At 71.0% G+C, this 13972-nt stretch carries 15 protein-coding genes; 7 read left to right on the top strand and 8 right to left on the bottom strand.

What is annotated here, in order from left to right:
- Nucleotides 1–11: 11 nt before the first annotated feature.
- Genes AD017_RS05705 through AD017_RS05695 form a run of 3 tightly spaced genes read right to left on the bottom strand, consistent with a single transcriptional unit; the run spans nt 12 to nt 3174 of the window.
- The gene (locus AD017_RS05705) at nt 12–884 is read right to left on the bottom strand and encodes a carbohydrate ABC transporter permease (RefSeq protein WP_033200371.1); all 873 of its coding nucleotides are present in this window, start codon (nt 882–884) and stop codon (nt 12–14) included.
- Entirely contained in the window at nt 884–1822 is a 939-nt protein-coding gene (locus tag AD017_RS05700) for a carbohydrate ABC transporter permease (protein WP_010239898.1), read from the bottom strand. Before AD017_RS05700 ends, AD017_RS05705 begins: the two co-directional genes overlap by 1 nt.
- Entirely contained in the window at nt 1819–3174 is a 1356-nt protein-coding gene (locus AD017_RS05695) for a sugar ABC transporter substrate-binding protein (RefSeq protein WP_060576255.1), read from the bottom strand. Before AD017_RS05695 ends, AD017_RS05700 begins: the two co-directional genes overlap by 4 nt.
- A 284-nt stretch (nt 3175–3458) precedes the next feature.
- On the opposite strand from AD017_RS05695, the gene AD017_RS05690 reads away from it, so the two are divergent.
- On the top strand, nt 3459–4436 hold the full coding sequence (locus AD017_RS05690) for a LacI family DNA-binding transcriptional regulator (RefSeq protein ID WP_010239893.1): 978 nt from the start codon (nt 3459–3461) through the stop codon (nt 4434–4436).
- 67 nt (nt 4437–4503) lie between these two features.
- Here the strand turns inward: AD017_RS05690 and AD017_RS05685 are convergent, their stop codons facing one another.
- The gene (locus AD017_RS05685) at nt 4504–5574 is read right to left on the bottom strand and encodes an ATP-dependent DNA ligase (RefSeq protein ID WP_010239891.1); all 1071 of its coding nucleotides are present in this window, start codon (nt 5572–5574) and stop codon (nt 4504–4506) included.
- 106 nt (nt 5575–5680) lie between these two features.
- On the opposite strand from AD017_RS05685, the gene mug reads away from it, so the two are divergent.
- Complete coding sequence (mug, locus tag AD017_RS05680; protein ID WP_227012670.1) at nt 5681–6241, top strand: G/U mismatch-specific DNA glycosylase; 561 nt, start codon at nt 5681–5683, stop codon at nt 6239–6241.
- Here mug and AD017_RS05675 read toward each other — a convergent pair whose 3' ends face one another.
- The 3 genes from AD017_RS05675 to AD017_RS05665 form a co-directional block, all read right to left on the bottom strand.
- The gene (locus tag AD017_RS05675; protein WP_010239887.1) at nt 6242–6427 is read right to left on the bottom strand and encodes a hypothetical protein; all 186 of its coding nucleotides are present in this window, start codon (nt 6425–6427) and stop codon (nt 6242–6244) included.
- Between the two features lie 122 nt (nt 6428–6549).
- Nucleotides 6550–7521: a non-homologous end-joining DNA ligase gene (gene ligD / locus AD017_RS05670; RefSeq protein ID WP_060573326.1), complete on the bottom strand. Its 972-nt coding sequence runs from the start codon at nt 7519–7521 to the stop codon at nt 6550–6552.
- 7 nt (nt 7522–7528) lie between these two features.
- A complete protein-coding gene (locus AD017_RS05665; protein WP_010239883.1) occupies nt 7529–7789 on the bottom strand; it encodes a DUF2631 domain-containing protein in 261 nt (86 codons plus the stop codon).
- Between the two features lie 72 nt (nt 7790–7861).
- Here AD017_RS05665 and dxr point away from each other — a divergent pair, with 72 nt between their 5' ends.
- Genes dxr through AD017_RS05650 form a run of 3 tightly spaced genes read left to right on the top strand, consistent with a single transcriptional unit; the run spans nt 7862 to nt 10805 of the window.
- Entirely contained in the window at nt 7862–9007 is a 1146-nt protein-coding gene (gene dxr / locus AD017_RS05660; protein WP_060573324.1) for a 1-deoxy-D-xylulose-5-phosphate reductoisomerase, read from the top strand.
- Nucleotides 9004–10320, top strand: a complete 1317-nt coding sequence (locus AD017_RS05655) for an RIP metalloprotease (protein WP_060576253.1) — start codon at nt 9004–9006, stop codon at nt 10318–10320. The genes dxr and AD017_RS05655 overlap by 4 nt, the downstream gene beginning before the upstream one ends.
- Nucleotides 10317–10805, top strand: a complete 489-nt coding sequence (locus tag AD017_RS05650; protein WP_060573323.1) for a hypothetical protein — start codon at nt 10317–10319, stop codon at nt 10803–10805. The genes AD017_RS05655 and AD017_RS05650 overlap by 4 nt, the downstream gene beginning before the upstream one ends.
- Before the next feature lie 9 nt (nt 10806–10814).
- On the opposite strand, the gene AD017_RS34370 is transcribed toward AD017_RS05650, so the two are convergent.
- Nucleotides 10815–11108, bottom strand: coding sequence for a hypothetical protein (locus AD017_RS34370; protein WP_145982666.1), 294 nt, complete (start codon nt 11106–11108; stop codon nt 10815–10817).
- 776 nt (nt 11109–11884) lie between these two features.
- Here AD017_RS34370 and ispG point away from each other — a divergent pair.
- Together ispG and AD017_RS05640 are read left to right on the top strand one after the other, a co-directional pair.
- The gene (gene ispG, locus AD017_RS05645; RefSeq protein ID WP_010239873.1) at nt 11885–13042 is read left to right on the top strand and encodes a flavodoxin-dependent (E)-4-hydroxy-3-methylbut-2-enyl-diphosphate synthase; all 1158 of its coding nucleotides are present in this window, start codon (nt 11885–11887) and stop codon (nt 13040–13042) included.
- Between the two features lie 46 nt (nt 13043–13088).
- Nucleotides 13089–13922, top strand: coding sequence for a GNAT family N-acetyltransferase (locus tag AD017_RS05640; protein WP_060576252.1), 834 nt, complete (start codon nt 13089–13091; stop codon nt 13920–13922).
- The last annotated feature ends 50 nt before the right edge of the window (nt 13923–13972 follow it).

Genomic DNA, 13972 nt, shown 5'->3' with positions numbered 1-13972 from the left:
CATGCTGCGGCTCACTTGACGGCGCCGAAGGACAGGCCCTGGACCAGCTTGTTCTGGGCGATCCAGCCGGCGATGACGACGGGCAGCGCGGCCACGGTCGCGGCGGCACAGAGGCTGGCGAAGTACAGGCCCTCGGAGGTGATGAACCCGACCAGGTAGACCGGCACGGTCGCCGCCCGCGACGCGGTGAGGTTCACCGCGAAGAAGAACTCGTTCCAGGCGAAGATCATGCAGATCAGCGCGGTCGCCGCCATCCCGGGGGAGATGATCGGCAGGACGACCTCGCGCAGCGAGCGCCACAGCGAGGCGCCGTCCATGCTCGCCGCCTCCAGGAGCTCCTTCGGGACCTCCAGGAAGAACGACCGCATCATCCAGACCGCGATCGGCAGGTTCATCGCGGTGTAGAGCACGATCAGGGTCCAGATGTTGTCGAGCGCGCCCATGTAGTTCACGACGACGTAGATCGGCACGATCGCGGCGACGACCGGCAGCATCTTCGTCGAGATGAAGAAGAACAGGACGTCCTGCGTCTTCTTCACCGGGCGCAGTGACAGCGCGAACGCGGCCGGGGTGCCGAGCACCAGGACCAGCAGCGTGGACACGACGGTCGCGAACACGGAGTTCAGCAGGTACGGGCCGACCCCGCCGGAGAAGACCTCGGCGAAGTTGTCCAGCGTCGGGGCGAAGAAGACCGTCGGCGGGACCGTGTAGGCCTGCGCCTCGGTCTTGAACGCGGTCATGACCATCCACAGCACCGGGAAGAAGAACCCGATGCCGACGATCCAGGCCAGCACCGTCAGCAGCGCACCGGTGCCCCGGCCCTTCCCCGGGCGGGCCGGGCTCGTCGGCGGTGCCGAGGTGGTCTTGTCGGCGACGGCGGTCATCACGCCTCCTCGGCGGCGGAGAAGCTGCGGAAGATCAGGCGCAGGGCCAGGGTGGCGATGATGATCGTCGCGACCACGGTGACCACGCCCATCGCGGCGGACTCGCCGATGTCGAAGCCCAGGAACGCCCGCTGGTAGATGTAGAAGGGCAGGTTCGCCGACGCCGTGCCGGGCCCGCCCTGGGTCATCATGTAGATCGTGTCGAACGTGTTGACCAGGTAGATCGCCCCGAGCACCACGCCCAGCTCGATGAAGCGGCGCAGGTGCGGCAGCGTCACCTCGCGGAACACGGCGAAGCCGGTGGCGCCGTCCATCCGGGCGGCCTCCAGGACCTCCGGCGGCTGCGAGCCGAGCCCGGCGAGGATCAGCAGCATCATGAACGGCGTCCACTGCCAGACCAGCGCGATGATCACCGCGGTCCGCGGGAACGTCGACACCCAGTCCGTCTGGCCGGCGCCGAACGGGCCGAGCACGAAGTTGACCAGGCCGTAGGTCGGGTCGAACAGCACCGTCTTCCAGAGCAGCGCGCCGGCCACCGGGGTGATGAGGAACGGCGTGATGATCAGGGTCCGGACGATGCCGCGGCCGACGAACGCCCGGTTCAGCAGCAGCGCGATCGCCAGGCCCAGGATCATCGCGATCGCGACCGAGCCGAGCGTCAGGAGCACCGAGTTCAGCGCGACGCCCCGGAACTGCGAGTCGGTGAACACCGTCCCGTAGTTCTCCAGCCCGACGAAGCGCTGACTGCCGGGGCGGACCAGGTTCCAGGACTGCAGCGAGTACCAGATGGTGATCAGGAACGGCAGCTGCGTGACGATGATCGTGAAGATCAGCGCGGGCAGCAGCGGCGCCCGGCGGATCCAGCCGTCCTTGCGCGACCCCGGCCCGGAGGCCGGTCGCGTCCGCGTCTCCTCGACGCGTTCGGCCGTGGCGGTCACTGGTCCTCCCCGGACTGCTGGTAGCCCTCACCGACGGTCTGGGCGTACTGCTGGGCCTGCTCGAGGGCCTCGTCGGTGCTCTGCTGCCCTGCGACGGCCGCCGAGATCTGCTGGCTGACCCGGGTGCCGAGGTCCTGGAACTCGGGGATCCCGACGAACTGCAGCCCGGTGTAGGGGACCGGGTCCCGGGTGGGACGGTCCTGGTTCGCGGCGTTGATCGCCGCCCGGGTCTGCGGGCCGTACGCCTTCGACGACTCGACGTACTCCGGGATCTCGTAGGTGGACTGGCGGGCACCGGGCGGGACCGAGGTCCAGCCGAGCTCCTCGCCGACCATCCGCTGGTAGGGCTTCGAGGTCATCCAGGACAGGAAGCGCCAGGTCGCGTCGACCTGCTCGGGGCCCTTGTCGGCGGTGGTCTTCGGGATCGCCAGCGCCCAGGAGTAGAGCCAGCTGGACGGCAGTCCGCCCGGGCCGGTGGGGGCCGGGGCGTACCCGACCTTCCCGACGACGTTGGACTCCTCCGGGTTCTCCAGCAGGCCGGCGGCGACCGTGGCGTCGAACCACATCGCGGTGTTGCCCTGGCTGAACTGGTTGCCGCACTCGGAGAACCCGGACCCGGCGGCACCGGCCTGCCCGTCCCGGCGGACCAGGTCGACGTAGAAGTTGGCGGCCTCGCGGACCTCGGGGGAGTTCAGCTGGGCGTTCCACTGCGGGTCGTACCAGCGACCACCCCAGGAATTGATCATCGCGTCGAGTGGGGCCATGACCTCGCCCCAGCCGGGCTTGCCGCGCAGGCAGATCCCGCCGCGGCCCTGCGAGCGGTCGGTCAGCCGGTCGGCGAACCCCGCGACCTGCTCCCAGGTCGGCTTCGCCGGCATCGTCAGCCCGGCCTGCTCGAAGAGGTCCTTGCGATACATCAGGAACGCCGACTCGCCGTAGAACGGGACCGAGTACATGTGGCCGTCCGGACCGGACAGGGCGTTGCGGATGCTCGGGGTGAAGTCCTCGCGGTCGTAGCCCGGCGTCTGCGCCATCAGCGGGTCGAGGTCGGTCAGCCAGCCGTTGCGGGCCCACTGCGGGGTCTCGTAGTTCGAGATCATCACCGCGTCGAACTCGTCGCCGCCGGTCGCGACCGATGCGGTGATCTTCGCGCGCGCCTCGTTCTCCGACAGGCTGACGAACCGGAGCTTGATGTCCGGGTTCTCCGCCTCGAAGCGCGGGCTGAGCTCGATCGCGTCCTCCATCTGCGGGTTGGACACGATCGCGATCGTCACGACCCGGGCGCCCTCGGGCAGGCCCAGCGTCCCCGCTCCCGCGCAGCCGGACAGGACCAGCGCGACCACGGCGAGCACCGAGGTGAGGACGGCGGAGCGGCGGCGGCGCGAACGCGGTCCGCCCGGCCCTCCGGTCGCGGTGTGCGCCGGCGGACCCGGAACGGCGGGTGGGCCGCCGGGTCCCGATCGGTGCAGCCGTCTGTTCACGAGCACCCCTCGTCGTCGAGAATGGCCTGATCGGTGTGATCCGACGCACGCCCGACCGGTGGATGTGTGTACGATATGCGCGGCGTAACCGCTTGCGCAACCGCTTGCCTGTACTCTGTGCTCGTTCCGTGACAGGGAGGTGCACGATCGCGACCATGGCCGAGGTCGCCCGGCTCGCCGGGGTGTCCACCGCGACCGTCTCCCATGTGCTCAACGGCACCCGGCCGGTGCGCGAGCACACCCGCCGTCAGGTGCTCGCCGCCATGGCCGAGGTCAGCTACTCGCCCAACGCGGCAGCCCGCTCGCTCGCGACCGCCCGCACCCGCACCGTGGCGCTCGCCCTGTCCGCGATCTCCAACCCGTACCTCGGCGAGCTGCTGCACGGCGTCGAGGACGAGGCGGCCGCCGCCGGGTACACGCTGCTGCTCACCGACCCGCACGACGACCCCGGCACGGAGGCGACGGCCGTCGCCCGCCTGCGCAGCCGTGTCGACGGGCTGCTGCTCGCGCCGTCGGCGGACTCGTCGGGGACGCTGGAGGCACTGTCCGAACAGGAGGTGCCGGTCGTCCTGGTCGACCGGATGCTCGGTGGCGGCTACGACGAGGTCGGCGCCGAGAACGTCGAGCCGGTGGCCGGGCTGGTCCATCACCTGGCCGCGGCCGGGCACACCCGGATCGGGTTCGTCGCCGGTCAGGCCGGTCTCGCGACGACCGTCGAGCGGCTCGAGGGCTACCGGCTGGGACTGCGCCGCGCCGGGCTCGACTACGGGCTCGTCCTGGAAGGACACTCGGAGGCCGAGCCGGCCCGCAGCGCCGTCCGCTCGCTCCTGTCGGCCCCCGACCGGCCCGGCGCGCTGATCACCGGTAACAACGCCATGACCATCGGTGCGGTCCAGGCCGCGCACGACGTCGGCCTGGCAGTCCCCGGGGACATCGCCCTGGCCGCGTTCGACGACTTTCCCTGGGCCGACGCGTTCAGCCCACGCCTCACCGTCGTCGCGCAGCCGTTCGCCGAGATCGGCCGGGAGGCGGTGCGGCTGTTGCTGCGGCGCATGGCCGACGCGGACGCCGAGCCGCGGTCGGTGCGGCTCCCCACGACCTTCGTGCACCGGGACTCCTGCGGCTGCCGTTGATGATCAAGACGCGGTGCCGGACGCTACCGCGCCGGCGCCGATCGGTCCTCCCGGAGCGTCCTGCGGCTCAGCCGCGGCCCGCGAGGACCTCGGCCAGGTCGAACCCGACCGGCCGGTCCAGCTGTTCGTAGGTGCACGACTCCGGGGCGCGGTCCGGGCGCCACCGCACGAACTGGGTGGTGTGCCGGAACCGGGCGCCCTCCATGTAGTCGTAGCGCACCTCCACGACCCGCTCCGGGCGCAGCGGCACGAACGAGAGGTCCTTGCCGGCGTTCCAGCGGCTCGTCTCGGACTTGCGCGGGGTGCGCTCGCCCTCGAGCTGCTTCGCCCAGGCCCACGGGTGCTCGTCGAAGCCGGTGACCAGCGGCTGGAGCTCGGTCATCAGCTCCCGTCTGCGTGCCATCGGGAACGCGCCGACGACACCGACCGACACCAGCACCCCGCGCTCGTCGTGCAGGCCGAGCAGGAGCGACCCGACGGCGTCCGGCCCGGACTTGTGCACCCGGTACCCGGCGACGACGCAGTCCGCGGTCCGTTCGTGCTTGATCTTGGTCATGACGCGCTTGTCCGGCTGGTAGGTCCCCGCCGGGTCCTTCGCGATCAGGCCGTCGAGCCCGGCGCCCTCGAACCGGTCGAACCAGCGCCGGGCGGTGCCGGTGTCGTCGGTGACGGGGGTGAGGTGCACCGGCGGGGCGGCGTCGGCGAGCGCGGACTCCAGCAGGTCGCGACGCTCGGCGAACGGCAGCCCGGTCAGGTCGTCGGCGCCGAGCGCGAGCAGGTCGAACGCCACGAACGACGCCGGCGTCTCGGTCGACAGGAGCGTCACCCGGCTCGCGGCGGGATGGATCCGCTGCTGGAGCGCCTCGAAGTCGAGGCGGTTGTTCGCGGGGTCCGCGACGACGATCTCGCCGTCGATCACCGCGCGGTCCGGGAAGTTCGCCCGCACCGCCTCGACGACCTCGGGGAAGTAGCGCGTCATCGGCCGCTCGTTGCGGGAGCCGATCTCGACGTCGTCACCGTCCCGGAAGACGATCGAGCGGAAGCCGTCCCACTTGGGCTCGTACAGCCGGCCGTCGGGGATCGACGACGCGGGCTTGGCGAGCATCGGCTTCACCGGGGGCATCACGGGCAGGTCCACGGCGGGGAGTCTCCTCTCGGGCGGCGGTGCGGGCATCCCGGCTCGCCCGTCGGGGGATGGACCTGCCGGCCGCCCGGAACTGATCGCCCGCCGGGATACTGGCCGGGTGGGACGCCTGCCGAGCCGCGACGAGCTCGACCGTGCCCGGGACCGGATGATCCCGGACGTGCTCCCCGGCCCCGGTGACCCGCCGCTGCGGGTGCTGTTCTGCGGGATCAACCCGGGCCTGGTCTCCGCGGCGACCGGGCACCACTTCGCCCGCCCGGGGAACCGGTTCTGGCCGGTGCTGCACGGGTCCGGGTTCACGCCGCGGCTGCTGACGCCCGCCGAGCAGGGCGAGCTGGCCGGGCTCGGGCTGGGCATCACCAACATGGCGCCGCGCGCGACCGCGCGGGCCGACGAGCTGACCGACGACGAGCTGGTCGCCGGTGGCGAGCACCTGCGCACCCTGGTCGGCGCCCGCGCGCCGCGCTGGCTCGCGGTCGTCGGGATCGGCGCCTACCGGACCGCGTTCGGCCGGCGCGACGCCGCGGTGGGGGAGCAGGACGACCGCCTCGGCGCCACGCGGGTCTGGGTGCTGCCGAACCCGTCCGGGCTCAACGCGCACTGGTCGCGGGCCGGGATGGTCGCCGAGTTCGCCCGGCTCCGCGCCGTGTCGGGCGGCTGATCAGTCCTGCGGGCCGGGCGGGGTGGTCGTGCGCAGGAACAGGCCGAGCGCGACGCCGACGGCGAGGAACACCACGACCCACCACCACGAGCCGCCCAGCGTCCAGATCGCGCAGCCGACGACGAGCCCGCCGCCGACGCCGTAGCCGACCCGGTTGAGCTGCCGCTTGCGGAACTCGTCCTCCACGTCCGGCATCCTGCCAGGCCCCGGTCGTCCGGAGCCGGACCGTCTCCGCCGAGATGCGGCTCAGCGCGAGTTCCCGATCACCGGGCGACTCTGGTCCGCATCTCGGCGGAGGGGACCGGGGCTCACGCGTCGTCGAGGTCGGGGAGGTCCGGGGGAGGGGCGCCGTCGCGGGCGTCGCGGTCTGCCCACTCCAGCAGCGGGTCGATGGCGAAGACGGCCTCGTCGATGCCCGCGTGCAGGTCGCCCAGCTCGGCGTACCGGGCGGGCATCGTGGCGATGGTGAAGTCGCCGGGCTCGCAGGCGTCGATCTCGTCCCAGCGGACCGGGGCCGACACCCGCGCGTCGGGCGTGCCGCGCACCGAGTAGGCGCAGGCGATCGTGTGGTCGCGGGCGTTCTGGTTGTAGTCGACGAAGATCGCCGACGGGTCCCGGTCCTTCCGCCACCAGGACAGGTCGACCCGGTCGCAGCGCCGGCCGACCTCGCGGGCGAACGCGTGCGCCGCCCGGCGGACGTCGGCGAACCCGTGGTCCGGCGGGATCCGGACGTAGACGTGCAGCCCGGACCCGCCGGACGTCTTCGGGAAGCCGGTGGCGCCGAGCTCGTCGAGCACCTCGTGCACGACCCCGGCGACCCGCCGCACGTCGCCCCAGCCGGCCGAGGGCATCGGGTCGAGGTCGATCCGCCACTCGTCGGGGGACTCGACGTCGGCCGCGCGGGAGTTCCACGGGTGGAACTCGACGGTGGACATCTGCACCGCCCACACGACGTCGGCGAGGTGGCCCACGCACAACTCGTCTGCGGTGCGGTTGAAGCGCGGGAAGTGCACGCGCACCGTGCGGACCCAGTCCGGGGCACCGCGCGGCAGCCGCTTCTGGTGCACCTTCTCCCCGGTGACGCCGGTGGGGAACCGGTGCAGCATGCAGGGCCGGTCGCGGAGCGCGCGGACGATGCCGTCGCCCACGGACTCGTAGTACGCGGCCAGGTCCCGCTTGGTCTCGCCCCGGGCCGGGAAGTAGACGCGGTCCGGGCTGGACAGCCGCACGACGCGGTCGCCGATCGTCAGCTCGACCGGCTCACCCGCGCTGGCGGCCACGTCCTGCTCAGTGCCGCCAGCTGCGCCGCTTGTAGATCGGGTACACGACGGCGCCGACCAGGCAGAACACGGCCGGGATCGCCATGTAGAGGATCTCGGTCCAGCTGGCCGGGTGGCCGATCAGGAACAGCAGCAGGACGACGCCCGTGAGGCCCGCGGCGATCGGGAGGCCCTTCGTGAAGTTCTGGTGCCATCCCCAGTCGACCGACGGCTCCGCCTCGGGGTCGACGCCCGACCTGATCGCGACCTCGCGTGTGTTGCTCGCCACGGTGGTTCCTCCCGCTCCGCTCACTGCGGGGCCATCGTCGCACAGCACGCGGGGCGAGGATGATGGACGGTGATGAAGTCACTCGTCGTGTTGGGCAGTACCGGGTCGATCGGCGCCCAGGCCCTCGATGTGATCGCGAAGGCCGGCGGGTTCGCCGTCACCGGGCTGGCCGCCGGCGGGTCGGACGTGCCCGCGCTGGCCGCCCAGGCGCGGGAGCACCGGGTGCCGCGGGTCGCCGTGTCGTCCCCGGCCGCGGCGGAGGCACTGCGGGAGCAGCTCCCGGGCGTCGAGGTGCTCGACGGGCCGGACGCCGCGACCGAGCTCGTCGCCGCCGCGGGCGCCGACATCGTGCTCAACGGCATCACCGGGTCCCGCGGGCTCCGGCCGACGCTGGCCGCGCTGGAGTCGGGGGCCCGGCTGGCGCTGGCGAACAAGGAGTCGCTGGTCGCGGGCGGGCCGCTGGTGCTCGCCGCCGCCGGGCCCGGGCAGATCGTGCCGGTCGACTCCGAGCACTCCGCGCTGGCCCAGTGCCTGCGCGGCGGCCGGGCGTCGGAGGTCGACCGGCTCGTCCTGACCGCGTCCGGCGGGCCGTTCCGCGGCCGGGACCGGGCCTCGCTGGCCGACGTGACCCTCGACCAGGCGCTCAAGCACCCCACCTGGGACATGGGCCCGGTCATCACGATCAACTCGGCGACCCTGGTGAACAAGGGACTCGAGGTGATCGAGGCGCACCTGCTGTTCGGTACCCCGTACGACCGGATCGACGTCACCGTGCACCCGCAGTCGATCGTGCACTCGATGGTCACCTTCGCCGACGGCTCCACGATCGCCCAGGCGTCGCCGCCGGACATGCGGCTGCCGATCGCGCTCGCGCTGGGATGGCCGGACCGGCTCCCCGGAGCGTCCGCCGCCTGCGACTTCGCCGAGGCGCAGACCTGGACCTTCGAGCCCCTCGACGACGACGCGTTCCCCGGCGTCCGGCTCGCCCGCGCCGCCGGTCTCGCCGGCGGCTGCGTGCCCGCCGTGCTCAACGCGGCCAACGAGGAGCTCGTGGCGGCGTTCGTGCAGGGCAGGATCGGCTACCTGGGCGTGACCGACCTGCTCGGTGAGGTGCTGGAGGCGGCCGACGCCTGGACGGGTGACCCCGCTACCGTGGCGGACGTGCTGGCGGCCGAGGAGTGGGCCCGCGCCCACGCGCGGGAGAAGGCGGCGTCGTGACCGTGCTCTGGACGATCGTCGGTATCGCGATCTTCTTCTTCGGGCTGCTCCTGTCGATCGCCTGGCACGAGCTGGGCCACTTCACGACGGCCCGCTGGTTCGGGATCAAGGTCCCCGAGTTCATGGTCGGGTTCGGCCGGACGATCTGGTCGGTGAAGAGGGGCGAGACCGAGTACGGGATCAAGGCGATCCCGCTCGGCGGCTACGTCCGCATGATCGGGATGCTGCCGCCGGCCCCCGGGTCCGGGCGGCTCGGCCGCAGCCGGCGCACCGGCCCGTTCCAGGGCCTGATGGACGACGCCCGGCGGCAGTCGCAGATGGACGTGCTGCCGCAGGACGAGGACCGGCAGTTCTGGACCCGCGCGCCGTGGAAGCGGATCGTCGTCATGTTCGCCGGGCCGTTCATGAACCTGATCCTGGCGGTCGTGGTGTTCGCGATCCTGCTGATGGGCGTGGGACAGGCGACCGACGGCACCCGCATCTCCGACGTCAGTGAGTGTGTTGTCCCGGCGAGCGTCGCGGTGACCCAGCAGGTCGAGCAGTGCCCGGTGGATGCGCCGCTGACGCCCGCGGCGGCCGCGGGCCTGCTCCCCGGTGATCGGATCGTGAGCATCGCCGGCCAGGACATCGCCGAGGCCCAGGGGCAGCAGTTGCGCGAGGCCATCCGGGTCGCGTCGGGACCGACCCCGATCGTCATCGACCGAGATGGCGAGCGGATCGCGACGTCGGTGACCATCATCGACAACGAGGTCCAGGATCTCCGGGACCCGGCGCGCACGGTCACGGCCGGCTTCATCGGGGTGTCCCTGCTCCCCGACTACGTGCGGCAGGGTCCCGGCACGGTGGCGACGGAGATGGGCGCCATGATCGTCCGCAGCGGCGAGGCGATCACGCAGATCCCGGAGCGTGTCCCCGCACTTTTCGGCGCTGCGTTCCTCGGTGAGGAGCGTGCGCCGGACAGCCCCGTCGGCGTCGTCGGAGTCTCTCGTATCGGAGGCGAGATCCTCGCTCAGGACGACGTCCCCTGGCAGCAGGACGTGTCCCTATTTCTCGGGCTCCTCGCGGCGGTGAACATCTCGTTGTTCCTGCTCAACCTGCTCCCGATCCCGCCACTGGACGGGGGCCAGATCGTTCCGGCCATCTGGGAGGCGATCAAGAGGAACACCGCGCGGCTCCTCGGTAGACCCGATCCGGGGCCGGTCGATGCGGCTAAGCTCCTGCCGTTCGCCTACGTCTTCGTGCTCGTCTTCATCGGTTTCTCGCTCCTTCTCGCGATCGCCGACATCGTCAACCCGGTCCGGTTCTTCGGGTGACCGCGCAGTGTGGCGACAGGCCGCTCGCGGTCTTCGACATCGACGGTGTCCTCGCCGACGTCTCGCACCGGCTGCACTTCCTCGACGTGCACCGCTGGGAGAAGTTCTTCGCCGCCGCGCACGCCGACCCGCTGCTCGACGAGGGCGCGGAGCGGCTGCGGGAGGCACAGAAGGAGTTCGACGTCGTCTACCTGACCGGGCGCCCGGAGCGGAACCGGCGGCTCACCGAGCGCTGGCTCGCTGGGTGCGGCCTGCCGACGGGACCGCTGTTCATGCGCGCCGACGACGACCTGCGGCCCGCCCGCTACGTCAAGCGCGAGGTGCTGCGCCTGCTCGCCGAGGAGCGGGAGGTCGCGATGATGCTCGACGACGACCCGGCGGTGGTGCGCCTGCTGGCCGACGACGGCTGGCCGATCGAGTTGGCCACCTGGCTGCCGCACTCGTCGACGCTGCAGGACGCACAGGAGAACCAGGGCAGAACATGATATTTCCGCTTAATCGTTGTCCAGGGATTCGTCCTTGGTGAGATCGCTCAGGCGAGCACGCGCGGTGCCATGATCTGTCAACTCCCAATTATCGCGGAAGTGCGCCGATTTACGAATGAGATTTTCCCGTTCGAGTTGACTAGTTGCTTTGCTAACCCCTGAGTAGACCGACGGGTGTGATTTGAGAACCTGACTCTCAGTCGTCTCGTCAAGCATTGCGGCAAGGGCTGCCGTCGTTTCCGGACCCATTAGAAGCAGGTCCAGCACTTCTGCCTGGATCGCCTCGTCTGCATGTTGTGTCATACCGACACTGCAGGTTTCTCGTCGGGAGTTCTGGCATGGGGCCCGTGCAAGGCCTTCCCGTTTCGAACGATGACGTGACACTGTAGGCCGTTGTCGTAGTATACATTGATACTCGTAGACGGCGGATTCTTATACTTCTTGCCAGTTGCGGGCTCCGTCTTGACATTTATCACCTTGGACATTGTGAAGGTGTTAGAAATCAGGCCGTTGCACATCTCAACACCTTGACTTACATCCGACTGAGAATGGATAGAGGCCGTCGTATAAGCGCGCGACGGAATTTGAGGGCTTGCTGACGCCGGGCTGACCCCAAGTAGGCTCATTGTGGCTAGCGCGACGAGAAAGATGATCAGTCTGTGTTTCACGGTTGCCGACTCCCTTCTGCTCGCCTAATGGTTGGGTGTTGTCTCTCCAAGTGCAACTCTTGATTGGCTGTCTCGCCCAAAAGTGCGGCCATTTGCCGCTCGCGAGGCTGGCCGGTTACGCGGCGTCAAATCTTGGAGTGTGGGAACTGGTGAGTAATCACGCTTGCAGCGGTGCCGGTCCGTGCTCGTGGTGATCTACTCGTTATCAGCCGTGGACTGAGCGATCGTGCGGCGATTGGTCGAGGGCCTTCCGGGCCATGAGTCGAGCGGTGTGCGAGCTGCTGGGGCTGTACCCCTGCACTGGTCAGGCCGCGGTTACGGCCACCACCGCTCTCCGTCGAGCGGGGGGAGCGCAGTGCCCCTCCTCACCGGAGACGGCACGCTGCGCGCAGCGATGGGATAGTGGGGGTCGTGAGCGTCTCCCTGGGTATGCCCTCCGCGCCCGCGCCGACCCTGGCCCCGCGCCGGAAGACCCGGCAGCTGCAGGTCGGGCCGGTCGGCGTCGGCTCCGACCACCCGATCTCCGTCCAGTCGATGACGACCACCCTGACCTCGGACGTCAACGCGACGTTGCAGCAGATCGCGGAGCTGACCGCGTCCGGCTGCGACATCGTCCGTGTCGCGTGCCCGTCCGCCGACGACGCCGAGGCCCTCCCGGCCATCGCGCAGAAGTCGCAGATCCCGGTGATCGCCGACATCCACTTCCAGCCGAAGTACGTGTTCGCCGCGATCGAGGCGGGCTGCGCCGCGGTCCGGGTGAACCCCGGCAACATCCGCAAGTTCGACGACCAGGTCAAGGAGATCGCGCACGCCGCGCGCGACCACGGCACGCCGATCCGGATCGGCGTCAACGCCGGCTCGCTGGACAAGCGGCTGATGGAGAAGCACGGCAAGGCCACGCCGGAGGCCCTCGCCGAGTCCGCGCTGTGGGAGGCGAGCCTGTTCGCCGAGCACGACTTCCACGACATCAAGATCTCGGTGAAGCACAACGACCCGGTCGTCATGGTCCGTGCCTACGAGCTGCTGGCCGAGCAGTGCGACTACCCGCTGCACCTCGGCGTCACCGAGGCCGGCCCGGCGTTCCAGGGCACCATCAAGTCCGCGGTCGCGTTCGGCGCGCTGCTGCGCCAGGGGATCGGCGACACGATCCGGGTGTCCCTGTCCGCGCCGCCGGTCGAGGAGATCAAGGTCGGCCAGCAGATCCTCGAGTCGCTGAACCTGCGCCCGCGCAAGCTGGAGATCGTGTCCTGCCCGTCCTGCGGGCGGGCCCAGGTCGACGTCTACACCCTCGCCGACGAGGTCACCGCCGGCCTGACCGGCATGGAGGTCCCGCTGCGGGTGGCCGTCATGGGCTGCGTCGTGAACGGTCCGGGCGAGGCCCGCGAGGCCGACCTCGGCGTCGCCTCCGGCAACGGCAAGGGCCAGATCTTCGTGAAGGGCGAGGTCATCAAGACCGTGCCGGAGCACAAGATCGTGGAGACCCTCATCGAGGAGGCCATGCGGATCGCCGAGGAGATGGGCGAGCCGGTCGACGGCGCCACGGGCGAGCCACAGGTGACGGTCGGCTGAACAAGGCTCTGCGCTGGCGTCCCGTCCGCGTGGCATGATGACCGACGTGCTGAGGGTGGCCGGTGCACGGCTTCTCGACGATCGTCACCGCTCCGGGGTGCACGACGCCCTCGACGCCGATCCGGTCGCCTCGTGCATGGTCGCCGCCCGCGTCGAGGCCGTGGGCCTGGATCCGTGGCGGCTCGGCGGTGAGCTGTGGTCGTACGGCGGGCCGGCCGACGGGCTCTGCTTCTCCGGGGCCAACCTGGTCCCGCTGCGGGGCGAGCGTGCCGCGATCCGCGCCTTCGCCGACCGCGCGCGGCGTGGTGGGCGGGTCTGCTCGTCGCTGGTCGGCCGTGCCGAGCTGGTCATGCCGCTGTGGGACGAGCTCGCCCCCGGCTGGGGCCCGGCCCGCGAGATCCGCGCCGACCAGCCACTGATGGCGCTGCAGGGGCCGCCCGCGGTGGCGCCCGACCCGCACGTGCGCCCGGTGCGGATCGCCGAGCTGGACCGCTACCTGCCGGCGGCCGTCGCGATGTTCACCGAGGAGGTCGGCGTCGACCCCCGTGACGGCGACGGCGGCGCGGGGTACCGCGCCCGGGTCGCCGAGCTGATCACCTCGGGGCGGGCGTTCGCCCGGTTCCACGAGGGCGAGGTCGTGTTCAAGGCCGAGGTCGGTGCGTTGTCCCGGACGGTCGGGCAGATCCAGGGCGTCTGGGTGCACCCGGCCTGGCGCGGGCACGGCCTCGGGACGTCCGGCACCGCCTCGGTCGCGATGGCGCTGTCCGCGATGGGCCGGTGCGCCAGCCTGTACGTCAACGCCTTCAACACCCCGGCCCGCGCCGCGTACCGGCGGGTGGGGTTCACCCAGGTCGCCCGGTTCGCGACGGTCCTGTTCTGAGCCGGCTGCCCCGGGGCTTCATCTCCACGTGATCTCCGGGTGGGCATACT

This window comes from Pseudonocardia sp. EC080619-01, assembly GCF_001420995.1.
Taxonomy (GTDB): domain Bacteria; phylum Actinomycetota; class Actinomycetes; order Mycobacteriales; family Pseudonocardiaceae; genus Pseudonocardia.
The sequence above is the reverse complement of the archived record's forward strand: the minus strand, read 5'-3'. Positions and strand labels throughout refer to the sequence as shown.